Source organism: Erwinia sp. BNK-24-b (assembly GCF_047456155.1).
Taxonomy (GTDB): domain Bacteria; phylum Pseudomonadota; class Gammaproteobacteria; order Enterobacterales; family Enterobacteriaceae; genus Erwinia; species Erwinia phyllosphaerae.
On record NZ_CP179901.1, the window covers coordinates 3,548,989 to 3,570,311 of the forward strand.

Genomic DNA, 21,323 nt, shown 5'->3' on the forward strand with positions numbered 1-21,323 from the left:
TTTTCTTTACACCCTTCCCCCGCTATCAATAGAACATGTCATTGATCGTAAACAATAAAAACCGTGTAATGATAACGTTACACGAACTTTAAATAGCCGCAAGGCACGGCAACATTTTCTTACCCGAAGGCCGTTTACTTTCCCCTGAACTGTCCCAAAATAAACAGTACAGCCCGTAATTAAGGATCTCCTATGCAGAGCGAAGAACAAAAGTTAATTGAAAGCCTGTTTGGCCGACTAAAACAGGCTGAAACACAGTCTGGCCCGCGCGACGCGGCGGCGGAAAAACTGATCCAGCAGCAGCTACAGCAGCAGCCAGGCGCGCCTTACTATATGGCGCAGGCAATCCTGATCCAGGAAGCGGCAATGAAGCAGCTAAACAATCGGGTAAGTGAACTGGAAGCCCGGCTGGCCCAACAGCAGCAGCAGCCACAGCAAAGCAGCGGCGGCTTTCTTTCGGGTCTTTTTGGCGGCGGTCGTCAGCAGCAGCAGCAGGCGCAATCTGCACCCTGGGGTAATGCGCCGCAGCCACAGCAGCAATCCTGGAATAACAACCAGCAGCAGCCAGCGTGGAATAATGCGCAGCAACAGCCCTATTCTGCCCCGGCCGCGCCTTCTGCGACCAGAGGCTTTTTAGGCGGCGCGCTGCAAACGGCGGTTGGCGTGGCGGGCGGTGTGGTCATGGCGGATATGCTGACCAGCATGTTCCATCATTCTCAGCCGGAAGAGATCGTTAACATCATTAACGAACCGGCGATGCCGCAGGAAAGCTTCGACAATAATCTGGATACCTTTAACAACGGTACCGACGCGCCATTTCTGAATCAGGACGCTGGCCTGCCGCAGGATTACACCAGCGACTACAGTAATGATGATTTTGGTAGTGACGATTTTGACGACGACAGCTTTGTCTGACCGCTTTCCAGGCTTTTATCCGAGCAGATAACGGCGTTGATTGAGTAACAAAAAGGCGGGATTTTCCCGCCTTTTTTGCCTCTGGTGCTCCCCAAGGCGCTGAGGCATACCGGTTTTACAGGCTATTTAGCTTTCTGCGCCTGTAGCCATTTATCCAGCTCGTTGGCAAACTGCTGGCGATCGCGCTGGCTCAGCGTGGCCGGGCCGCCGGTCTGCACGCCGCTTGCCCGCATCGTATCCATAAAGTCGCGCATCGTCAGCCTTTCCCTGATGGTGGCTTCGCTATAGCGTTCTCCGCGAGGGTTCAGCGCCACGGCCCCTTTCTCCATGACTTCTGCCGCCAGCGGAATATCGCCGGTAATCACCAAATCGCCAGGCTCTGCACGACGAACAATCTCATTGTCCGCCACGTCAAACCCGGCCGGTACGCGCAGCGTACGTAAAAATTTTGAAGGCGGGACGCTTAAGGACTGGTTGGCGACCAGCGTTACCATTATTTGCTCACGCTCCGCCGCACGGTAGAGCACCTCTTTAATCACTTTTGGACATGCGTCCGCATCTACCCAGACCGGCATCGCCCTTTCCTTTTATCAGCACATACTGACAGCGATCTTGCCTGCCTTTTCAAAAATGGCAACCCTTCTGCACCGCCGGATACTTATTTATGCAGCGGGCGGGCTAAAAATGCGTTACTTCATGGGAATGATGCTGATTTTGCCATTGGTCTCCAGAATGGCGAATTTGATTTGATCTAAACGCTCCAGACCTGCCGAGGTGCGGGCGGAGTTAAGAATATCGTCTTTTGAAATGCCCGCCCGCTGCGCCCGTTCCGTCAGTAAATTGCCATTCTCCACCAGAATCAGCGCGCTGCCGTTAATCAGCAGGTCCAGACGTGGAAAGCGTGCTTTCATCATGCCAAACAGGATGTCGACCACTATCAGCGTAATAATCGTCAGCGAAGCACCCGTTACGGAGAAATCATTACCCAACAGCGCCTGCTGGGTAGCTTCACTGATAATCAGCAGCAGGATCAAATCAAACGAGGTCATTTCAAGCAGCGTGCGGCGTCCGGCAATTTTTAGCACCACCATCAACACAAAATAGATGCTGGTAGCCCGTAAAACGGTTTCCATATCTGCTCCTAAGGGTAGATCCACTGGGTAAAATGCACGCTGGCCTGCTGGTCCAGCGTAACGGTGACCGGATAGCGGCCAGGATTTTGCGCCTGCAGGCCAATCCAGACCGTCGCACCGGCAGGACTGCGCGGCATATCCCAGCTCAGTTCCAGCGCATTTTTGCTGCTGGTAGCCCGTTGCGGTTGCGGCTGTAGCGACTGGATCTGGAAATTATCCATCTCTTCCCCGCTGATCTTCAGCGTAAAGTGTTCCTGCTGCGGCTTCACCCTGATGGTCATCGCCATATCGCTGTCGAGCCGCCCAAAACGCTCGTACTCAACCTGTAAGCTTCCATCGTCAGTAGCCTTTCCCGTATCGCTTAATACGCCCTTAGAAAACAAACCGCACGCGCCAAGCAGTACGATGGTAAACAGGCAGGCATAGCCGATACGCTGTATTTTCCACTCCAGAATTTGCCAGCGCATATGTTCCACCACCGGATAGCGGCGGCTGCGCTCTTCATCTTTATTTTTCACTGCCACCTCGGACCGTCTGCTGTTGTTTAAGCGTAGCCGAAGCTGAATTAACCAGCTTAATGACGTAAGCTGGAAGCGATGAAAATGCAAAAAGGTATCGAGATGGAGAAGAAGATTGGTTTTATTGGCTGCGGCAATATGTCTAAAGCCATCATTGGCGGGCTGGTTCGCGCAGGCCAGGTGAAAGCAGAGAACATCTGGGTTTATGACCATAAACCTGAGACCAACCAGGCGATGCATAAAGAGTACGGCATCACGCCGGGCAACAGTGCGGAAGAGGTAGCAAAGCAGGCGGATATTCTGTTTGGTGCGGTCAAACCCAACGTTATTCTCAGCGTGCTGAAGGAGATCTCCGGCTGTTTAAACAAAGATACCCTTGTCGTTTCTATCGCTGCTGGCGTGACGCTGGACTCGCTGGCTCAGGCGCTGGGTCACGATCGTAAACTGGTGCGCGTTATGCCTAACACGCCTGCGCTGGTTAACGAAGGCATGACCTCCGTTACGCCAAACGTTCTGGTTACCAAAGAAGAAGCGGACGAGATCGTGGCCATTTTCAACGGCTTTGGTAAAGCGGCGCTGGTTCCGGAATATCAAATCCACGCGGTGGTGGGCGTCAGCGGTTCCGCACCGGCCTACGTGTTTATGTTTATCGAAGCGATGGCCGACGCCGCCGTGCTTGGCGGCATGCCAAGAGCCCAGGCTTACCAGTTTGCGGCACAGGCGGTAAAAGGCTCGGCGCAAATGGTGCTGGAAACCGGCAAGCATCCTGGCGAGCTAAAAGATATTGTCTGCTCGCCGGGCGGTACCACTATCGAAGCGGTAAAAGTGCTGGAAGAAAAAGGCTTTCGTGCGGCGATTATAGAAGCGATGCAGCAATGTATGGCGAAATCAGAACGTATGAGCAAAGCCTGATATAGCGCGCCCCTCATCAGCGAGGGGCGCAACGTCGTCAGCCCAGCACGGCTTTTTGCGCCAGCGCCGCCGCCTCCGCCATGGTCATCGGTTTTTGCATTCTGCGCACCAGTTCGGCGGTAAAGGTGTACATTCCGCATGAAGTCACGGCGGCAAGCTGGCCTTTCTGGCCATACAGCGCCACAAAGGTTTTCTCCTTCAGCGAGCCAATCAGCTGGAAATCGTCCCATTCCTGGGCATGTCCCAGATATTCGTAGCGCGTACCAAACTGCGCCGTCCAGAAAAAGGGAACGCGATCGAAAGCCTCGCCTCTGCCGAGCATATTTTTGGCGGCGACTCTGCCCTGCTGCTGCGCCACGCGCCAGTGCTCAATACGCATCGAACCAGAAGCGCCAGGGAATTTAGCAATATCGCCAGCGCTCCAGACGTTATTGGCAATTTCAAGAAACTCATTGCTGGTCAGGCTGCCGTCATCGTTAAGCGGGATATCGTGAATAAAGCCGGTGCCTGGCGCGACGCCCGTTGCCAGCAGAACAACATCGGCAGGAACAACGGTGCCGCTTTTCAGCACCACGCCGCTTACTTTGCCGTTATCGTTCTGCAATTCTGCCACTTCGCCCTCAATAAACTCCACGCCTTTCTCTTCGTGCAGTTCACGAAAGTAAGTGGCGATCTGCTCACCAAACTGCTTTTTAAACGGCAGCGGATCGCGCGCAATAACCTGAACTTTAACGTTTTGCGCACGTAAAGCAGAGGCCAGCTCCATAGCGATAAAACTGTTGCCCACTATCGCCAGCTGGCTCGTTTCATCCACTTCCTGCAGCAGCGTTGCCGCCTGTTCGAGACTGCGCAGTACGTGCACGCCAAACAGTGCCTTGCCGTTAAAATCGGGCCGCTGTGGAATGCCGCCGCTCGCAATCAGCAGCTTGTCATATTTCAGCGTTGAGCCGTCGGCGAAGCGCAAAAGCTGTTCGCGGCTGTCCAGCTGCTCCACATCTCCCTGTTTGCGTTCGGCATAGTGCCAGAAATCCTCATCCAGCAAAGGCGGAACATCTTCAATCGCCATGTTACCGGACGGCACAAACTTGGTTAATACGGTGCGGTCGTAAGGGGCTTCAGCTTCCCGGTCTACCAGCACCAGACGTCCTTTGAACCCTTCCCGACGTAGTGTCCAGGCCGCCGCCGCGCCTGCCGCTCCCGTCCCTAAGATAACGAAAACCGGTTCATCATCTTCTTCAGAAAAACGATAAAGCGGAGGAAGCGCCTGCGGACTTACCTGGATCATGCCGTTTTCAATTCTGACCGGGTAACGTTGCAGATCGCTTAAGGCCAGCGGCTCACAAAGGCTACCGTCGCTGATAGCAAAGTTGGCTTTATGCCAGGGACAAACCAGATAGCCATCATAGATCGCGCCTTGTTCAAGCGGCGCGCCGGAGTGAGGACATTTCGCCTGGTAGGCTTTCACCTCTTCTTTTTCGCGAATAAGCAGAATCTCCTGCTCGCCAATCGGTACTCTCACCGGTGTCAGCTGCGGTAAATCCTGCAAAACCATAGCATTTTGATAGCTCACGACAGGCTCCTTTCTTTTTATCTTATGCATTATCAGAACTAATAAGCCTGGCATTTACAGGGGGAACGGCCATAACAAGAAAGGAAAGTCAGGGGAATTAACGATTAACCAACTGTTTTATAAAAACTATTTCCCTGGAAAAATTATTACGCCAGGCGGGATGATGGCCACCACAAGATAACGTGCAGAAGACGTCCCGGTAAATTGCGGCCAAAAAAAACCGGAGAAATTTTCTCCGGTTTTCTCATTATCAGTGAGGGCCTTGTGAGAAGCCGCCGCGAGGACCGCCGCCGCCGCCCCAACCACCGCCGCCGCCACCACCCGGAGGTGGGAACAGACATCCACTGAGTGCTGTTACCAGCGCAACCACACTTACTGCTTTAATCAAACGACTCATAGCTCTTTCCTCGTGGTAACAATGGCGCTGATAGTAAGCGTCGTTGTTGCTGGCGACAATGCAGAAAACTCCTGTTCGGGTCCGTTTTTACGCGGCGTAACCGCGCTTAACGCTTTCATTGCACAAACCAGCAGATAACCTTAAGTAAAGGACAGCTTTCCGGAAAAAGCGCAGATAATTTGCTGCGAGATGCCTCGCAACTTGAACGCATTCAGCTTTACAGGTTTCCCGTTTCAAATCAGTGTGAGCGCAGAAAAACAATGAGGTATCAATCATGAGATCGCTCTCTCTGCAACAACGGCTCAGTGATCGGGACTGGGAAAACCCTGGCGTAACGCAGCACCATCGCCTGGCCGCGCATCCCCCTTTTTCCAGCTGGCGCTCGCTTCAGGCGGCAAAAGAAGATCTGCCCAGCCAGCAAAGGCAATGGCTGAACGGCTACTGGAACTTTAGCTATTTCACACGACCAGAACAGGTGCCGGAAAGCTGGCTCTTGCAGGATCTTGACGACGCGAGTCCGCTGGCCGTGCCCTCTAACTGGCAGCTCGCGGGCTATGACGCGCCCATTTACACCAACGTGCAGTATCCTTTTCTGGTTAATCCGCCGTACGTGCCCGCGGATAACCCAACCGGCTGTTATTCACGAACCTTTCAGTGCGACGAGGCGTGGCTGGCAGCAGGGCAAATCCGTATCCAGTTTGACGGCGTCAGTTCGGCCTTTTACCTGTGGTGCAACGGCCACTTCATTGGCTATTCACAGGACAGCCGCCTGCCCGCTGAATTTGAACTGACTCACGCCGTGCAGGCGGGCGAAAACCGTCTGGCAGTGCTGGTGCTGCGCTGGAGCGACGGTAGCTACCTGGAAGATCAGGACATGTGGCGCATGAGCGGTATTTTCCGCGACGTAAGCCTGCTGCATAAGCCTGACGTGCATCTTCAGGACGTGCAGATTGCAACGCATCTCAGCCCGGAACTGCTCAGTGCCCGCCTGCAGGTTTTGGCCGTCTGCTCGCAAACGGCGGCGGAAGGTTATCAGGCGGAAGTCACGCTGTATCAGGGCGATAGCTGCATTGCACAACTTCGGCAGCCGTTCGGGAGCCAGGTCATTGACGAGCGCGGACGCTATCCGGATCGCGTTACCCTGAATCTGCATATTGACCGCCCGGCGTTGTGGAGTGCGGAAACGCCTGCGCTCTATCGCGCTACCGTGGCGCTGTTCGATGCCGAAGACAGGCTGGTGGAAGTGGAAGCCTTTGACGTGGGCTTTCGTAAAATAGAAATTGACCGGGGGCTGCTGAAGCTCAACGGCAAACCTTTGCTGATCCGCGGCGCTAACCGCCACGAGCATCATCCGGAAAATGGCCAGGTAATGGATGAAGCGACGATGCTGCGCGATATCCGGCTCCTGAAACAGCATAACTTCAACGCCGTGCGCTGCTCGCATTACCCTAATCATCCGCTCTGGTATCGCCTGTGCGATCGTTACGGCCTGTATGTGGTGGACGAAGCCAATATCGAAACGCACGGCATGCAGCCGATGAATCGCCTGTCTGACGATCCGCAATGGTTCCATGCCTTCAGCGAACGCGTGACCAGAATGGTGCAGCGCGACAGGAACCATCCCAGCATTATTATCTGGTCGCTGGGTAATGAGTCGGGCCACGGCAGCACGCACGATGCGCTGTACCGCTGGGTAAAAAGCAGCGATCCCACGCGGCCCGTTCAGTATGAAGGTGGCGGCGCGGATACGGCAGCTACCGATATTATTTGCCCGATGTACGCCCGGGTAGATCAGGACCAGCCTTTTGAGGCCGTTCCTAAATGGGCAATTAAAAAGTGGATTGGCCTGGCGGAAGAAAACCGGCCGCTGATCCTGTGCGAGTATGCGCACGCGATGGGCAACAGCCTGGGCGGGTTTGCTGACTACTGGCAGGCGTTTCGCCAGTTCCCACGCCTTCAGGGCGGTTTCGTCTGGGACTGGGTTGACCAAAGCCTGACCCGCTATGATGAGCAGGGCAACGCCTGGCAGGCCTACGGCGGCGACTTTGGCGATAAGCCAAACGACCGCCAGTTTTGCATGAACGGGCTGGTTTTTGCCGATCGTTCGCCGCATCCGGCGCTGTTTGAAGCGCAGCGCGCCCAGCAGTTCTTCCAGTTCGCTCTGGAAAGCAGTACGCCATTGCGGCTAAAAGTCACCAGCGAATACCTGTTCCGCTCCACGGATAACGAGCAGCTACACTGGCAGATTGAACAGAACGGACAAAAGATTACCGGTGGCGAACTGCCGCTGAAGCTGATGCCGCAAGGGACGGCGACGCTGGATTTAGGCGAGCTGCCAGCGCTGGCCGGTGAACTTTGGCTAAACGTGGCCGTTATACAACCGGGCGCTACCAGCTGGTCAGACGAAGGCCATCGCGTGGCGTGGGATCAGTGGCAATTGCCTGCACAGCTTGCCCTTCCCCGGCCGCTGCCAGATTTGCCCGCGCCACGGTTAGACCAGACTACTGCGGAAATTACCGTTACGCTTGGTCAGCAGAGCTGGCATTTTTCACCGCAAAGCGGCGAGCTGGTGCAGTGGCATATTGACGGAGAGCCGCAGCTGCTTTCCCCCCTGCGCGATAGCTTTGTGCGTGCGCCGATTGATAACGATATTGGCATCAGCGAGGTGACAAAGGTCGATCCCAACGCGTGGATTGAGCGCTGGCAGCGTGCCGGTTTTAACCAGCTGGAAAGCGAGCTGCTTGAAATGCAGTGTGATTCGTTAAGCAATGGCGTACAGCTGACCACGCTGCATGCCTGGCGCGCCCAGAACGAGCTGAAATTCCTTAGCAGTAAGCGTTACCGCATTAACGGCGCGGGCGAAATGACGCTGGACGTTGAGGTCAGCGTGGCGGCAGGTTTGCCTTCACCGGCGAGGATTGGTCTGCGCTGCCAGCTGAATCAGCGCCCTGAAACCGTAAGCTGGCTTGGCCTTGGGCCCCATGAAAACTATCCGGATCGGCAGCTCTCGGCGCAGTTCTCCCGCTGGACGCTACCGCTGGAAGATCTTTATACCCCGTATGTTTTCCCCTGCGAAAACGGCCTGCGCGGCGGCACTAAAGAGCTGACTGCGGGCGCGGTGCATATCAGCGGCGACTTCTGTTTTTCGCTGGGTAGATTCGGCCTGGAGCAGCTGCGGGATACCTCGCATCGTCACCTGCTTAAAGCGGAAGAAGGCTGCTGGCTGCACCTTGACGGCTGGCATATGGGTATTGGCGGGGATGATTCATGGAGCCCGAGCGTCAGCCCGGCGTTTTTGCTCTCCGCCCAACGCTATCGCTATGCTGTCACCTTTGCGCCGGTATCTCTACGACGCCAGACCAGCGCCAGCTGAACGGTATTGATCAGCACCACTACCGCCGTGGCGGCGAAGACCCAACGGAAGCCGCCAATGGCGGAAACACCTGAGCCAATTAGCGGGCCAACCACGTTACCCAGATACATAAACGACTGGTTGTAGCCAAAAATACGGCCCGTTATGCGCTCGCTGGAATAGCGCAGCAGCAGGGTTTGCACCGCAGGCATCATCGCGCCTTCAGCAAACCCCAGCAAAAAGCGCAGCGCGCCCAGCTGTAGCGCGCTTCCGGCCCAGGACATGGCGATAAACAGTACGATGGTCAGCGTCAGCGCGGCAAAAAGAATGCGCTGAGCGCCAATTCTGTCACCCAGCTTGCCCAGGCGCGGCGCGGAAAAAAGCGCCGATACGCCCGGGATCGCCGCAACCACGCCGCTGATAAACGCAATATTTTCTACGTTCGGCTCCAGCTGCCGCACAAACAGCGTCAAAATTGGGCTAATGGAGCCGTTGCAAAGCTGGATAACCAGCGTGGTCATAAACAGGCTGATAATCAGACCAGGATGGCTAAGCGAACGAAACACCATGCTGCCGCTGAGCTTCTCCGCCTTGCTGATTTTACGGTGTCCGGTCTCTTTGATCAGAAACAGCGTGATCAAAAAGCTGGTTAGCAGCAGGCAGGCGGTAATCAGAAAAACAGCGCGCAGCCCCACCCAGTCGGCCAGAAAGCCGCCCAGCAGCGGCCCCATGATGACGCCGCATATCTGCGCGGTTGATACCATACTCAGCGCCCAGCCGCTACGATCGCGCGGTACCTGAGAGGCCACCAGCGCCATTGCGTTAGGAATATAGCCGGAGGTCAGCCCCATCAGCGCACGCAGCAGCAGTAGCTGCCAGACGTTGCTGACAAAAGCCTGGAGGAAAATTACCACGCCCATGCCCAGCGAGGCGCGCAGCAGCATCAGCTTACGGCCTTTGCGATCGGCAAGGCTGCCCCACATGGGTGAAACCACGGCGGAAACCATAAAAGTGATACTGAATATCAACCCGGACCAGAGCGTCAGCGAAGCGGGATCGGTAACGCCCAGCTGTTCCACATAAAGCGGCAGAAAGGGGATAATCTGGCTGATAGCCAGCCCGGTAAACAGACAGCCAAACCAGACCGAAATAAGGTTAACCTTCCAGGATTCCATCTTATTTTTATGCGCCTTGCAGGAGAGTGCGAGCAGTGAGTGTAACAAGGCCGGGCTTAAACGCAAAAAACCCGCCAGAGGGCGGGTTTTTGGTCTTCAGAGCGCGTTGCAGAACAACGGCCTGAAAGATTCTCTCGAATTACAGTGCAGTTACGTTAGCAGCTGCAGGGCCTTTCTGGCCGTTTTCGATAGAGAATTCAACTTTCTGACCTTCTTCCAGAGTTTTGAAACCCTGGTTCTGGATTGCAGAGAAGTGTACGAACACGTCTTTGCTGCCGTCAGTTGGGGAGATAAAGCCGAAACCTTTCTCAGCGTTGAACCATTTTACTAAACCAGTCATTTTGTTAGACATTTGTCTTTCCTTCAAAAGTATTAAGCCACAAAGGGCGCGGGGTTTGTCAACAGCATGGACTTATGAGGCACTCAAGAAGGAAGTCAGGAAGAAGAGATATCTGAGATAACGCTTTAACTGAAAACTGCTTTACTAAAATTGCTCGCATACGTTGTCTGTTTCAAAACCGACGGTGCATTTACTCATAACCGGCGTCGCAGCACAAGCCCCGCAGACCAAAAAAAGGTAATTTAATGTCAATCCGCTAATTTTAAAGGAAATAATTTTATGTTGTGCGACAGGAAATAAGATTATGCCCGCGCAATTCTTCACCGGGACAGTACGCCTGCGCTGTTTAAAGATAAAAATATTTTTGCGGCGGCTGGACATTCTTCCACGCCCATCCAGACTAATAAAATCCCCGCCTGTTTATTTTCCAGGCTAAGTGGCGATTTGCCTTTTCGGTAAATCAGGTCTGTCCGTTCCGTTTCCGATCTTATTGTCAGGCTACCCGGCCTGCGATAGCGCTTTGCTGGAGGTTTACCATGGTATATCACGCACCCGGCGCAGGCCGTGCTATTACAGATTACTTTAACAGTCCGGCATTCAGCGCGCCAAAAGAGAGCGAGCTGTTAGCGGCTATTATGACCGAGCTAATGCGTAGCGGCAGGCGCGGCACCAGTAACGCCTTAATCGCCACCGTCATTGCAAGGCTGGAGGGAGAGACAGACGAAGTACGCCTGCAAAGTTACCGCAGCTTATTGAAGCAGCTGCTTGAAGAAGAAGCGCCCTGAGCAGGTTAACTATCCGGCAAGCCCACCGGGACAACTCGGCCAACTCTGGCAAATCGGCCAACTCTGGCAACCCGGACAATTCAGGCAACCCGGACAATTCAGGCAACCCGGACAATTCAGGTAATTCAGGTAATTCAGGTAATTCAGGTAATTCAGGTAATTCAGGTAATTCAGGAAAAATGCACTAAACCGCATACGGCGAGCGGGCATATCGGTAGTGAGATCAAAACATCACCGCTGGTAGTAAGCTAAGGTAGCGCTTTGCTGTTGCAGAAATGTGACGTTCAAGACCTTTCATAACATGAAAGAGTCTTACCAAGAGAAGGTTAAAATGATGCTCCTGTCACTTTAACCTGTCAGCAGCGGATGGATCCGCTGCGTCTGTTCAGGTAAATGGAAATGCTAATACGCTCAACGCTGCGCAGGCAGCTAACGTCGTGGTTTTCTTCCTCTGGTTTTTACCCCCGCAACAATGTCAGCCAGGGCTTGCGTACCCTTTTTCTCCTGCTGCTGTCGATAGCGCTGCTGCTGTGGTTAATCGATCTTTTTCGCGCGCCAACAGCGCCTGAAGGGTTTGCGCAGCAAAGTCTGCATACGATTGATGGCCGAAAGCTTACCATTGCTGAACTCAGCGCAAGAAAACCTCTGCTTATTTATTTCTGGGCCAGCGGCTGTAGCGTCTGCACCTATACGACCAGCAACCTTATTGCGATGAGCGATAGCGGTTATAACGTGCTGGCCATCGCACAGCATTCAGGAAATGATATTCAGATTGTCCGTCTGCTGCGAGGCAAGCATTTAACCATGCCGGTGGTTAACGATCCTGCTGGCGAGATAGCAACGCAGTGGCGAATCAGCGTTGTGCCTACGCTGCTGATCGTGACTAAAGGCCGGGTGGTGCAAAGCACCACCGGCTGGACCAGCACCACGGGCATGCAGCTGCGCCTGTGGTGGGTAAAGAAATGGTATTAACCGGCTGCTAGCCGCAGTACACGCGGGTAATCTTATCCTGCTTGTCGCCTAAAAAGTTCAGACGGTTAAGATTAAAGTCCATTGTTACGGCTGAATTATAAGGTATCGCACGTACCGGCTGTTCAAAGCGCAGATCGCTGATAGCCGAAAGCGGTTTACCCACGTATTGCTGATAATCCGCAGCACCGCAGCGGTCTTCATCATCTACGTTAGCGCTTTTATGCGCGGCAGACTGACAGCCGGCCAGCGCCAGCAGTACGGCTACGCACGCCATCTTTTTCATTAAATGCATGATTTCTCCCCGATCCGTTTTTTCATCTTGCCGCAAGGGTAGCAGATCTGCGCAATCGAAGAAAAACGCGCGCTGACGGCAACAGTAAACGGCACATATTGTTCAAATAAAACGCAGGCAAAGCGCTAAAATTTAGGAATTATCTTAGCAATGGAGAAGATCATGGAACTGGTAATTTTTGTGCTTTTTGCAGCTATGATGACGCTGATAGCGGTAAAAGTCCGCTAAACAACAGCCCGCTTTATGCGGGCTGTTCACGTTGTGGGTAAGGTGTTTTCAGGAGGGAAGTTCAGGCGCATCCAGCAAGCGGTTAAAGCGTTCCAGCGGCATAGGTCGTCCAAGATAGTAGCCCTGCCCTTCCTGACAGGCGATGGCCTGTAACTGCTGCAGCTGTTCCCGCGTTTCAATACCTTCCGCCGTCACCGTTAACGAGAAAGCTTTCCCCAGCCCGATAATACCTTCCACAATGGACATGGCCTGGGAGGAGTGAGGAAAATCGTTCATATAGGAACGATCCATCTTCATCCCGTCAAACGGGAACGTTTTCAGATAGCCCAGCGACGCATGGCCTGCGCCAAAGTCATCTACTGTCAGCTTAACGCCCAGCGCTTTCAGCGCCTGCATGACCTCAAGCGCGCTCTGCGGATTCTCCAGAGTAATATTTTCCGTTATTTCCAGTTCCAGACGACTTGCTTCCAGGCCGCTGGCCTGTAAAGCCTGAGCGACCCGTACCGCCAGGTTACCGTCGCGAAACTCCATTGGCGAAATATTCACTGAAACGTACATCGACTTCGGCCAGCTCAGCGCATCCTGACAGGCTTTGTGCAACACCCAGTTGCTGATATCAAGGATCAGGCCGGTTTCTTCCGCCAGCGCAATAAACTTATCCGGCATAATCAGGCCGCTGGTCGGATGTTCCCAGCGAATCAGCGCTTCGGCACCGTCCAGCCGGGATTTATTCAGACAGTAGCGCGGCTGGTAGAATAAACGCAGCTCGTTACCGGCAATCGCTTTACGCAGGTTTCGCTCCATTTCCCGGCGCAGCACCAGCTGTTCCGCCATTTCTGCGCTGTACCACGTCCAGCGATTGCGCCCTTCACGCTTCGATTTATAGAGCGCGATGTCCGCCAGCCGCAATAGCTCGTCGGCCTGGATGGCATCATCCGGCGCCAGCGCAATCCCCATACTCGCCCCGATAAAAATATCCTGCTGGCCCAGCTGGAAAGGCCGACAAATTTCATCCAGCAGCGCCTGGCAGCAGGCGTCAATCTCCTGTTCGCCATGCAGATCCGACACGATAATAATAAATTCGTCGCCGCCCTGGCGTGATACCAGGTCGCCCGCCTTAAGCACGCTGCGTAACCGGTGAGCCACCTCATTCAACACGCTGTCACCCGCCGCATGGCCCCACGTATCGTTGATCGGTTTAAAATGATCGAGATCGAGACTGATCAAGACCAGCGGACGATCCGCCGTAGGATGCGCCTGTAGCCGGCTTAATAAAAACTCGCTCATATAGAGCCGATTGGGTAAGCCGGTCAACGTATCGTGCTGCGACAGATAGTGAATACGCGCCTGCGATTCAATCTCTTGCGTTACGTCGGATACGGTACCGCGATAACCGACGATCTGGCCATTAACTGCCACCGCGTTGGCTACCAGGCTACAAATTCGTTTTTCACCGCTGGCGGTAATCACGTAGCAGCGTAGCGACTGGCGGTAACAATCTTCCAGTCGCAGCTGCAAAAGCCAGCAGGAAACCGGCTGCGTATCGTGTTGCAAAAGATGATCGAGAGATTTATCCAGCAGCTTTTCTACCGCATAGCCCGTAGCCGCCACAAAGCGCCCGGATAGATAGCTGATCACGCCCGCTTCATCCGTTTCCCAAATCCAGTCCGAAGCCGTTTCCGCCACGTCACGGAAACGTGCTTCACTGGCGGCCAGCTCGCGCTGGCTGTGCACCAGCTGCAAAAACCGCTCGTCACAAAGCAGGGCATTTTGCATCGCGTGATTAATGACGCGGCGCGCCACCAGCCCTAACACGATGGCGGCCGCCAGCAGCATCGGCAGCAGCACCCAGAGTAATTCCCGGCCCGGCTCATCTGAATCCCAACGGATTACAATGGGCATAGCATCCGCAACGGGCTCCTGGATAAAAGGCGTCATGAAAGCATCCTGCGAGCTTTCCGGAATACGGGCATTGGCTACCCCAACGCTGTCGCCAAAAATTTTCAGTTTTTCCGGCGTAAAGCGGCTAACGAATACCATGACCGAAGGCGGCCCCGGCAGCGTTTTCAGACCAGGCACTTTACCCGTAGTAATGGGGGCCGCCGCCACGATAGCGGGCGTTGAGCCAATCATCGCATTCATCGTAGTAGCGCCTTCGTCTGCCGCCAGCAGCCTTACTTTGGCAATCAGCGGCGCGGCATAAATACCCAGCCAGCTCTCCAGCGGTAAATCACTGAGCTTACCGTTAATGACTGAATAGGTAGTGCGGCCCTGGCCATCTACCACAAACACGCCTTCATAATGATATTCGCTGTATAAACCCGGCCCCAGGTTCTGCTGATCGAAAGCCCAGACCTTGTCCATTTTCAGATGCAGATGGTTCCAGGCCTCGCCCCAGAAAGAGTAATCCCGGATATTGGTCATTAAATCCTGGCGCGTATCCTTCCAGGCGTTGTGCAGCAGAAAGCTCTCTTGCTTAACGGACTCTTCGTTCTGCCGCCAGGCAATGCCGACAACCATCATCATCGAAAGCAGCATCATGACGCTGAGCAAAAGCGATAGCGCCATCAATATTCTTCGGGTAAAAAAAGTCGTTTTCTGCCCGTAGGGCAACTGGTGATTTAATATAGGAAAAAAATTCATTTAATTCGGACCTTATCCTGCAGGCTGACGAATACTTCCTGTTCGTGAAACCCTGACTGGCATCTGAAAAAATCGCAGGTCCATTTATCCTCCAGACGCGATCGTTAAAGCACTATCGGCCTGGAAGCTGAACAATTTAGATACCGTCGCGAGTAATTCCATCGTCTCGACACTGCGGATGACGCTTGCTACCATCCGCGACTCCGCCGCCAGAAATAAAATGATGAATAAACTCACGGACAAAGCTGCTGATGCCCTGCTGTGTGCAGGCATTTGCCTGATCTGGTACAGCATTACGATGGTCGTAGGCACGCCGCCGCTTCGTTCTTTTTTGACCGCACACGGCATGCTGATGCCGGCGCTCTGCCTGCTGGAACTGGTCGTGCTGGTGCCGCTCTATTGCCGCTATCGTCAGCGCTGCGGCATCGCCTGGGGAACATTTTCCCTGCGCCCGTGGCTGATATTTAGCCTGCTACTGCTTGGTCTGATTTATTCCCAGTCTTTTTGGTTACTGCAGGAAGGCTGGACGGCCAGCCAGCTGGGCGGTGAAACGCAGGTATCGGCCTGGCGCGTGGCAGGCTTTTCGCTGGCGGTGGTGGTGCTGGCCCCGCTCGTGGAGGAGATTGTTTTTCGTGGTTTTCTGTTACAGGGTTTACTGATTGCCGTTCCCGGACAGCGGCTGGCCTGTGCGCTGCTGACCTCTTTTATTTTTGCCGCGCTGCACACGCAATATACTCATCTGCAAACGCTGTTCGCACTGGCGGCGCTCTCTTTACTGCTTTGCTTTGCCCGGTTTTACGGCGGCCTGAAACTCTCTGTCACGCTACATATGCTCAATAACTTTATTGGCGTAGCGCCCTGGCTATGGATAACCTTTGTGCATTGATAGCGAAATGTTGAGTTTTTATAACCTATAGGTTTTGCTTATAACTATTTCGCATATCGATAGCGGATAATCTACTATTTATCCGGCATCCAGGTAATCTACACTCGCCGACAAATTACAACAGGGTAAGGAAACGTCATGAAACTTCTGCTTCCAGCCATCGCCGTCGCGCTGGCCAGTTCTTTTGCAGCGCAGGCCGCCACGCCGCCGGATACGCTGGTTATTGCACAGTCTATCGATGATGCTAACAGCTTCGATCCCGCTCAGGGCTTCGAGCTGACCTCGGTACAGGCGTTTACCAACCTTTATCAACGTCTGGTTCAGCCAGACCCGAAAAACCCTGTCGATTTACAGCCTACGCTGGCCAGCTCATGGCAGGCTGGCAGCGATAACCGCAGCCTGACCTTTGCCCTGCGCGACGGCGTGAAGTTCTCTTCCGGCAATCCGCTTCGCCCGGAAGACGTTATTTTTTCATTAGGCCGCGTGGTTAAACTTAACCTTGATCCCTCTTTTATTCTGACCCAGCTGGGCTGGACCAAAGAGAACGTTGATTCGCACCTGAAAAAGATTGATGACCAGCACGTGCAGATTAGCTGGACGGCTGACGTTAGCCCGACCTATGTGCTGAGCCTGCTTGCCGCGCCGGTCTCCTCTATCGTGGATGAGAAATCCGCGATGGCCAACGCGCAGAAGAACGACTTTGGTAATTCCTGGCTGATCGCCCACTCTGCCGGTAGCGGCCCTTATCAGATCCGCAAATATATCCCGCATGAAGTGCTGCTGCTGAGCGCCAACCCGACCTCACCGGCCGGTGCACCAAAGCTGAAAAACGTTTTGATTAAAAACGTGCCGGAACCGGCTGCCCGTCGTCTGCTGCTGGAACAGGGCGACGCGGATATCGCCCGTAATTTAGGCGCCGATCAGATGGCGGCGCTAAAAGGTAAAACGGACGTCAAGCCGATGGCGATCCCAATGGCTTCGCTGTATTACCTGCAGTTCAATATCGATGCCAGCCCGGCCCTGAAAAACCCGGCCTTCTGGGAAGCGTCCCGCTATTTGTTTGACTATAAAGGCATTGCCGACGACCTGTTAAAAGGTCAGTTCCAGGTACATCAGTCCTTCCTGCCGCAGGGCTTCTTAGGCGCGCTGAACGACAATCCTTACACGTACGATCCGGCAAAAGCGAAAGCGATTCTGGCGAAAGCCGGACTGCAAAACGTCAGCTTTAAGCTGAGCGTCAGCAACCAGCCGCCATACCTGGATATTGCCCAGGCGTTGCAGGCAAGCTTTGCCCGCGGCGGCGTTAAGGTTGAGCTGATTCCGGGCATCAGTACCGAAGTGGCTACCGCCGTGAAAGCGCACCAGTACCAGGCCACGCTGAATGCCTGGGGTGCCGACTACTTCGATCCGAATACCAATGCCTCTGCTTTCGCCTACAACCCGGAAGACGGCAGCAAAACGCTGGCCTGGCGCTCCAACTGGCATATTCCAGAGCTGAACAAGCAAACGCTGGCGGCCACGGCGGAAAGCGATAAGGAAAAACGCATCAAGCTGTATGAAAATATGCAGCGCGAAGTGCAGAAGAATTCGCCGTACGTGGTGGGCCTGCAGGCGCGGAACCTGATTGCGCTGCGCGCTAACCTGACGGGCTATATTCAGGGCATCAACCCGGATATGGTGTACTACAACCAGGTCAGCAAGTAATGGCGGGTTTTACCGCTGAAGCCGGGTCCGCCCGGCTGTTCTGGCTGCGCGGCGGCCGTCTGCTTACCGGTCTGCTTTCGCTGGCAGTGACGCTGCTGGGCCTGCTGGTTTTCACCTTTATCCTTTCTCATCTGTCGCCGGTCGATCCTGTTTTACAGATTGCGGGCGATCACGCCAGCGAATCGACCTATGTTCAGGTTCGCCACGAGTTAGGGCTGGATCAGCCGCTGCCGGTCCAGTTCTGGCGCTATCTGGTTCATCTTGCGCACGGTAACTTAGGGATTTCCCGACTGACCAACTCGCCGGTAGCCAGCGATCTGCTGCGCACCTTCCCGGCAACTTTTGAACTGGCGACCTGCGCGATGATCTTCGGCGCATTTTTCGGCATTCTGCTGGCGCTGGTGGCCGCATGGAAACCGGGTAGCGTGGTCGATAACATTGCGCGGATGATTTCGCTGCTGGGCTATTCCGTGCCGGTTTTCTGGCTGGGGCTGCTGGGGCTGCTGCTGTTTTACGCCGTGCTGCACTGGTCGGCCGGACCGGGTCGTCTGGACGATATCTGGATCTATACGCTGGAGCCGAAAACCGGACTGATGCTGGTCGACAGCTGGCTTTCCGGCGACAAAGAGATGTTCCGCAACACCATTGCACACCTGTGGCTACCGGTAGTGGTATTGGGTCTGCTGGCGATGGCGGCCATCACCCGACTGCTGCGCGCCGCGCTGCTGGAAGAGAGCAGCAAAGAATATGTGACGCTGGCGCGCGCCAAAGGTGCCAGCCGTGGCCGCATTTTGCTGCTGCACGTTTTTCCTAACGTGCGCGGCACGCTGATTACCGTGCTGGTACTTTCTTATACCTCGCTGCTGGAAGGGTCAGTTCTGACCGAAACGGTCTTTGCCTGGCCGGGCGTGGGCCGCTACATGACTACCGCGCTGTTTGCGTCCGATACGCCTGCTATCCTTGGCTCCACGCTGCTGATTGGCGGCTGTTTCATTACGCTGAATGCGCTGGCGGATGCGTTAACTTATCTCACCGATCCGAGAACCCGATGACGCAAAATCTTACCGACCTTGATATCGCGCCGACAGGCCGACGCCGTCGTCCGCGAGTCACCTCTCTGGCGATTGGCGGAACGCTGGTTGCCATTTTACTGCTGGCGGCGCTGTTTGCGCCCTTGCTGGCTCCTTTCGACCCCAACGCGCAGATTATATCGGCCCGCCTGCTCCCGCCTTCCGCCACGCACTGGCTGGGCACCGACGGCTTTGGTCGCGACTTGCTTTCCAGGGTCATTTACGGCTCACGCCCTACGCTGCTACTGGTGTCGCTGATCCTGCTGCTAACCATTCCTGTCGGTATGCTGGTTGGCATCTGCGCGGGTTACCTGGGCGGCTGGACCGAGCGCGTGCTGATGCGCATAACCGATATTTTTCTGTCGCTGCCCAATCTGGTGATCGCGCTGGCGCTGGTGGCCATGCTGGGTCCTGGCCTGATGAATGGCGCGCTGGCGCTGGCGTTAACCAACTGGCCGCCGTTTGCCCGCCAGGCGCGCGCCGAAACGCTGGCGCTGCGCCGCAGCGACTACCTGGCCGCCGCAAAGATGCAGGGCATTAACGGCCTGCGCCTGATGTTTGGCCATATTCTGCCGCTTTGCCTGCCAAGCGCCGTGGTGCGCGCTGCGCTAAGCCTTGGCGGCATTATTCTTTCCGCCGCCGGCCTGGGCTTTTTGGGCATGGGCGTGCAGCCGCCGACGGCAGAGTGGGGCTCGATGGTGGCGGAAGGCAGTAAGGTCATCTTCGATCAGTGGTGGGTTGCCGCCGCGCCTGGCGGAGCGATTCTGTTTGCCAGCCTGGCTTTTAACCTGACGGGCGACGGCCTGCGCGATCGACTGGATACCCGAAATGCCAACTGAACATTCCCCGCTTGTGGTAGCAAAAAACCTGACCATCAGCAGCCCAGCTGGTGCGACGCTGGTCAACAACATCAGCTTCAGCCTGGGCCGCGAACGCGTGGCGCTGGTGGGCGAATCGGGTTCCGGCAAATCGCTGACTGCCCGCAGCCTGATGGGCCTGCTCTCCCCTGCTTTGCATTTACAGGCCAGCACGCTCAGCGTGGCGGGAGAAAACGCGCTGACGCTAAATGAGCGCCGCTGGAGCCAACTGCGCGGCAGTAAGCTGGCAATGGTGATGCAGGATCCTAAATATGCGCTGAATCCGATGCGCACTATCGGCTGGCAGGTAGCGGAACCGCTGAAGCTGCACGCCCGCTTCAGCCGTGCGGAAATCAAAGAAAAAGTCTGCGATATGCTCAATGCGGTTGGCCTGCCGCAGCCTGCCGAGCTGATGAAACGTTATCCCCATCAGCTTTCCGGCGGCATGGGGCAGCGCGTCATGCTGGCCATTGCGTTGATTGCCGATCCGCAACTGCTGATTGCCGATGAACCGACCTCCGCACTGGATCACGCCATGCGCGATCAGGTGCTGGCGCTGATACGTCGACTGGTAGAAGAGCGCAATATGGGACTGCTGCTGATCAGTCACGATTTGCAGCAGGTCTCTGAGCATTGTGAGCGAGTGATGGTGATGTATCAGGGCGATATTCTGGATACGCTACCCGCCGCTGAACTGCCGCAGGCAACCCATCCCTATACCCGTACGCTATGGTCATGCCGACCGAGTAAAGCAACCCAGGGCAAACCTTTACCGACGCTGGATCGCGCCGCGCTGGAGGCTCATCGTGAACATGATTGATCTGCAAAACCTTAGCGTGGCGCATCGCCAGGGCTATGAAAAGCGCACCGTGGTGCATGAGGTAACGCTTCAGGTTAAGGCCGGAGAATGCTTTGGCCTGGTTGGGCCGTCGGGCTGCGGTAAATCTTCCCTGCTGTGGGTGATGGCCGGGCTGAATCCAGAATGGCAAGGCGGCATGACGCTGGCCGGCCATCAGGCCAGACCGGGTAAAGCCTTCACCGGACAGCTGCGCCGCGATGTACAGATGGTCTTCCAGGATCCTTATGCTTCGCTGCATCCACGGCACCGCCTGCGTCGTACGCTGGCTGAACCGTTAAAGCTACTGAAAGTACGGGATATCAATGACCGAATTGAGCAAGGTTTTCGTCATGTCGGCCTGGATCCCGCGCTGGCGGATCGCTATCCGCATCAGCTTTCCGGCGGTCAACGTCAGCGCGTAGCCATTGTACGAGCGCTGCTGCTGGAGCCCAAAATCCTGTTGCTGGATGAACCAACCTCCGCGCTGGACATGTCGGTACAGGCCGAAATTCTTAACCTGCTGAACAACCTTAAGCAGCAGGATAACCTGACGATGGTGCTGGTCAGCCACGATCCGGACGTTATCGATCACATGTGCGATCGGGCGGTCAGGATGGCGCGCGGCCATATTACCTGACCCCGCTGGCCGATCGTTAAGATCGGCCATAAGCAATTGATCTGGCTAATATCTTAAACAGCTAACCCTTGCCGGAATTCGCATTTCCCTGCCGCTTCT

The 21,323-nt window shown here is 55.2% G+C and carries 20 protein-coding genes; 11 read left to right on the forward strand and 9 right to left on the reverse strand.

All coding sequences use genetic code 11. The features are described 5' to 3' along the window. The first annotated feature begins 192 nt into the window (after positions 1 to 192). Complete coding sequence (locus ACMGGR_RS16280) at positions 193 to 915, forward strand: DUF2076 domain-containing protein (protein ID WP_414147333.1); 723 nt, start codon at positions 193 to 195, stop codon at positions 913 to 915. Between the two features lie 122 nt (positions 916 to 1,037). On the opposite strand, the gene ACMGGR_RS16285 is transcribed toward ACMGGR_RS16280, so the two are convergent. From ACMGGR_RS16285 to ACMGGR_RS16295, 3 genes are all read right to left on the reverse strand, one after another. Then, on the reverse strand, positions 1,038 to 1,490 hold the full coding sequence (locus ACMGGR_RS16285; RefSeq protein WP_246758481.1) for a YaiI/YqxD family protein: 453 nt from the start codon (positions 1,488 to 1,490) through the stop codon (positions 1,038 to 1,040). A 114-nt stretch (positions 1,491 to 1,604) separates the two neighbouring features. Then, positions 1,605 to 2,048, reverse strand: a complete 444-nt coding sequence (locus ACMGGR_RS16290) for a DUF421 domain-containing protein (protein WP_246758479.1) — start codon at positions 2,046 to 2,048, stop codon at positions 1,605 to 1,607. 8 nt (positions 2,049 to 2,056) lie between these two features. Then, on the reverse strand, positions 2,057 to 2,566 hold the full coding sequence (locus ACMGGR_RS16295; RefSeq protein WP_414147334.1) for a hypothetical protein: 510 nt from the start codon (positions 2,564 to 2,566) through the stop codon (positions 2,057 to 2,059). Between the two features lie 102 nt (positions 2,567 to 2,668). Here ACMGGR_RS16295 and proC point away from each other — a divergent pair, with 102 nt between their 5' ends. Continuing rightward, the gene (proC, locus tag ACMGGR_RS16300; protein WP_414148982.1) at positions 2,669 to 3,478 is read left to right on the forward strand and encodes a pyrroline-5-carboxylate reductase; all 810 of its coding nucleotides are present in this window, start codon (positions 2,669 to 2,671) and stop codon (positions 3,476 to 3,478) included. Between the two features lie 37 nt (positions 3,479 to 3,515). Here proC and ACMGGR_RS16305 read toward each other — a convergent pair whose 3' ends face one another. Next, entirely contained in the window at positions 3,516 to 5,048 is a 1,533-nt protein-coding gene (locus tag ACMGGR_RS16305; protein WP_414147335.1) for an FAD-dependent oxidoreductase, read from the reverse strand. Positions 5,049 to 5,298: 250 nt separating this feature from the next. Continuing rightward, positions 5,299 to 5,445 (reverse strand): hypothetical protein, encoded by a 147-nt coding sequence (locus ACMGGR_RS16310; protein WP_414147336.1) that lies wholly within the window; start codon positions 5,443 to 5,445, stop codon positions 5,299 to 5,301. 274 nt (positions 5,446 to 5,719) lie between these two features. Here ACMGGR_RS16310 and ACMGGR_RS16315 point away from each other — a divergent pair, with 274 nt between their 5' ends. Beyond that, positions 5,720 to 8,818 (forward strand): beta-galactosidase, encoded by a 3,099-nt coding sequence (locus tag ACMGGR_RS16315; protein ID WP_414147337.1) that lies wholly within the window; start codon positions 5,720 to 5,722, stop codon positions 8,816 to 8,818. Here ACMGGR_RS16315 and ACMGGR_RS16320 read toward each other — a convergent pair. Continuing rightward, positions 8,764 to 9,972, reverse strand: a complete 1,209-nt coding sequence (locus ACMGGR_RS16320) for a multidrug efflux MFS transporter (RefSeq protein WP_414147338.1) — start codon at positions 9,970 to 9,972, stop codon at positions 8,764 to 8,766. The two genes, ACMGGR_RS16315 and ACMGGR_RS16320, sit on opposite strands and share 55 nt — an antisense overlap. 139 nt (positions 9,973 to 10,111) lie before the next feature. Continuing rightward, the gene (gene cspA, locus ACMGGR_RS16325; protein ID WP_125288360.1) at positions 10,112 to 10,324 is read right to left on the reverse strand and encodes an RNA chaperone/antiterminator CspA; all 213 of its coding nucleotides are present in this window, start codon (positions 10,322 to 10,324) and stop codon (positions 10,112 to 10,114) included. 524 nt (positions 10,325 to 10,848) lie between these two features. Between cspA and ACMGGR_RS16330 the strand changes: the two genes are divergently transcribed. Both ACMGGR_RS16330 and ACMGGR_RS16335 read left to right on the forward strand, forming a co-directional pair. Beyond that, positions 10,849 to 11,097 (forward strand): biofilm development regulator YmgB/AriR family protein, encoded by a 249-nt coding sequence (locus ACMGGR_RS16330; RefSeq protein WP_246758471.1) that lies wholly within the window; start codon positions 10,849 to 10,851, stop codon positions 11,095 to 11,097. 399 nt (positions 11,098 to 11,496) lie between these two features. Then, a complete protein-coding gene (locus tag ACMGGR_RS16335; RefSeq protein ID WP_246758469.1) occupies positions 11,497 to 12,069 on the forward strand; it encodes a redoxin domain-containing protein in 573 nt (190 codons plus the stop codon). 7 nt (positions 12,070 to 12,076) lie between these two features. Here ACMGGR_RS16335 and ACMGGR_RS16340 read toward each other — a convergent pair whose 3' ends face one another. Then, the gene (locus tag ACMGGR_RS16340) at positions 12,077 to 12,361 is read right to left on the reverse strand and encodes an I78 family peptidase inhibitor (RefSeq protein ID WP_246758467.1); all 285 of its coding nucleotides are present in this window, start codon (positions 12,359 to 12,361) and stop codon (positions 12,077 to 12,079) included. 276 nt (positions 12,362 to 12,637) lie between these two features. After that, positions 12,638 to 15,157, reverse strand: a complete 2,520-nt coding sequence (locus ACMGGR_RS16345; RefSeq protein ID WP_414147339.1) for an EAL domain-containing protein — start codon at positions 15,155 to 15,157, stop codon at positions 12,638 to 12,640. A gap of 295 nt (positions 15,158 to 15,452) precedes the next feature. On the opposite strand from ACMGGR_RS16345, the gene ACMGGR_RS16350 reads away from it, so the two are divergent. The 6 genes from ACMGGR_RS16350 (at position 15,453) to ACMGGR_RS16375 (ending at position 21,224) form a co-directional block, all read left to right on the forward strand. Continuing rightward, complete coding sequence (locus ACMGGR_RS16350; protein ID WP_414147340.1) at positions 15,453 to 16,118, forward strand: lysostaphin resistance A-like protein; 666 nt, start codon at positions 15,453 to 15,455, stop codon at positions 16,116 to 16,118. 138 nt (positions 16,119 to 16,256) lie between these two features. Then, complete coding sequence (locus ACMGGR_RS16355; RefSeq protein ID WP_414147341.1) at positions 16,257 to 17,822, forward strand: ABC transporter substrate-binding protein; 1,566 nt, start codon at positions 16,257 to 16,259, stop codon at positions 17,820 to 17,822. Continuing rightward, positions 17,822 to 18,874, forward strand: a complete 1,053-nt coding sequence (locus ACMGGR_RS16360; protein WP_246758463.1) for an ABC transporter permease — start codon at positions 17,822 to 17,824, stop codon at positions 18,872 to 18,874. Before ACMGGR_RS16355 ends, ACMGGR_RS16360 begins: the two co-directional genes overlap by 1 nt. After that, complete coding sequence (locus ACMGGR_RS16365) at positions 18,871 to 19,731, forward strand: ABC transporter permease (RefSeq protein WP_414147342.1); 861 nt, start codon at positions 18,871 to 18,873, stop codon at positions 19,729 to 19,731. Before ACMGGR_RS16360 ends, ACMGGR_RS16365 begins: the two co-directional genes overlap by 4 nt. Beyond that, entirely contained in the window at positions 19,721 to 20,569 is an 849-nt protein-coding gene (locus tag ACMGGR_RS16370; protein WP_414147343.1) for an ABC transporter ATP-binding protein, read from the forward strand. The genes ACMGGR_RS16365 and ACMGGR_RS16370 overlap by 11 nt, the downstream gene beginning before the upstream one ends. Next, positions 20,562 to 21,224 (forward strand): ABC transporter ATP-binding protein, encoded by a 663-nt coding sequence (locus tag ACMGGR_RS16375; protein ID WP_246758674.1) that lies wholly within the window; start codon positions 20,562 to 20,564, stop codon positions 21,222 to 21,224. Before ACMGGR_RS16370 ends, ACMGGR_RS16375 begins: the two co-directional genes overlap by 8 nt. The last annotated feature ends 99 nt before the right edge of the window (positions 21,225 to 21,323 follow it).

Bases quoted from the DNA above. Each gene is read 5' to 3' on its own strand.
- ACMGGR_RS16335 (WP_246758469.1), top strand. From the start codon at position 11,497: ATGCTAATACGCTCAACGCTGCGCAGGCAGCTAACGTCGTGGTTTTCT.
- ACMGGR_RS16285 (WP_246758481.1), bottom strand. From the start codon at position 1,490: ATGCCGGTCTGGGTAGATGCGGACGCATGTCCAAAAGTGATTAAAGAG.
- ACMGGR_RS16290 (WP_246758479.1), bottom strand. From the start codon at position 2,048: ATGGAAACCGTTTTACGGGCTACCAGCATCTATTTTGTGTTGATGGTG.
- ACMGGR_RS16345 (WP_414147339.1), bottom strand. From the start codon at position 15,157: ATGGCGCTATCGCTTTTGCTCAGCGTCATGATGCTGCTTTCGATGATG.
- ACMGGR_RS16365 (WP_414147342.1), top strand. From the start codon at position 18,871: ATGACGCAAAATCTTACCGACCTTGATATCGCGCCGACAGGCCGACGC.
- ACMGGR_RS16280 (WP_414147333.1), top strand. From the start codon at position 193: ATGCAGAGCGAAGAACAAAAGTTAATTGAAAGCCTGTTTGGCCGACTA.
- ACMGGR_RS16320 (WP_414147338.1), bottom strand. From the start codon at position 9,972: ATGGAATCCTGGAAGGTTAACCTTATTTCGGTCTGGTTTGGCTGTCTG.
- cspA (WP_125288360.1), bottom strand. From the start codon at position 10,324: ATGTCTAACAAAATGACTGGTTTAGTAAAATGGTTCAACGCTGAGAAA.
- ACMGGR_RS16355 (WP_414147341.1), top strand. From the start codon at position 16,257: ATGAAACTTCTGCTTCCAGCCATCGCCGTCGCGCTGGCCAGTTCTTTT.
- proC (WP_414148982.1), top strand. From the start codon at position 2,669: ATGGAGAAGAAGATTGGTTTTATTGGCTGCGGCAATATGTCTAAAGCC.
- ACMGGR_RS16360 (WP_246758463.1), top strand. From the start codon at position 17,822: ATGGCGGGTTTTACCGCTGAAGCCGGGTCCGCCCGGCTGTTCTGGCTG.
- ACMGGR_RS16330 (WP_246758471.1), top strand. From the start codon at position 10,849: ATGGTATATCACGCACCCGGCGCAGGCCGTGCTATTACAGATTACTTT.
- ACMGGR_RS16370 (WP_414147343.1), top strand. From the start codon at position 19,721: ATGCCAACTGAACATTCCCCGCTTGTGGTAGCAAAAAACCTGACCATC.
- ACMGGR_RS16340 (WP_246758467.1), bottom strand. From the start codon at position 12,361: ATGCATTTAATGAAAAAGATGGCGTGCGTAGCCGTACTGCTGGCGCTG.
- ACMGGR_RS16315 (WP_414147337.1), top strand. From the start codon at position 5,720: ATGAGATCGCTCTCTCTGCAACAACGGCTCAGTGATCGGGACTGGGAA.
- ACMGGR_RS16350 (WP_414147340.1), top strand. From the start codon at position 15,453: ATGATGAATAAACTCACGGACAAAGCTGCTGATGCCCTGCTGTGTGCA.
- ACMGGR_RS16375 (WP_246758674.1), top strand. From the start codon at position 20,562: ATGATTGATCTGCAAAACCTTAGCGTGGCGCATCGCCAGGGCTATGAA.
- ACMGGR_RS16310 (WP_414147336.1), bottom strand. From the start codon at position 5,445: ATGAGTCGTTTGATTAAAGCAGTAAGTGTGGTTGCGCTGGTAACAGCA.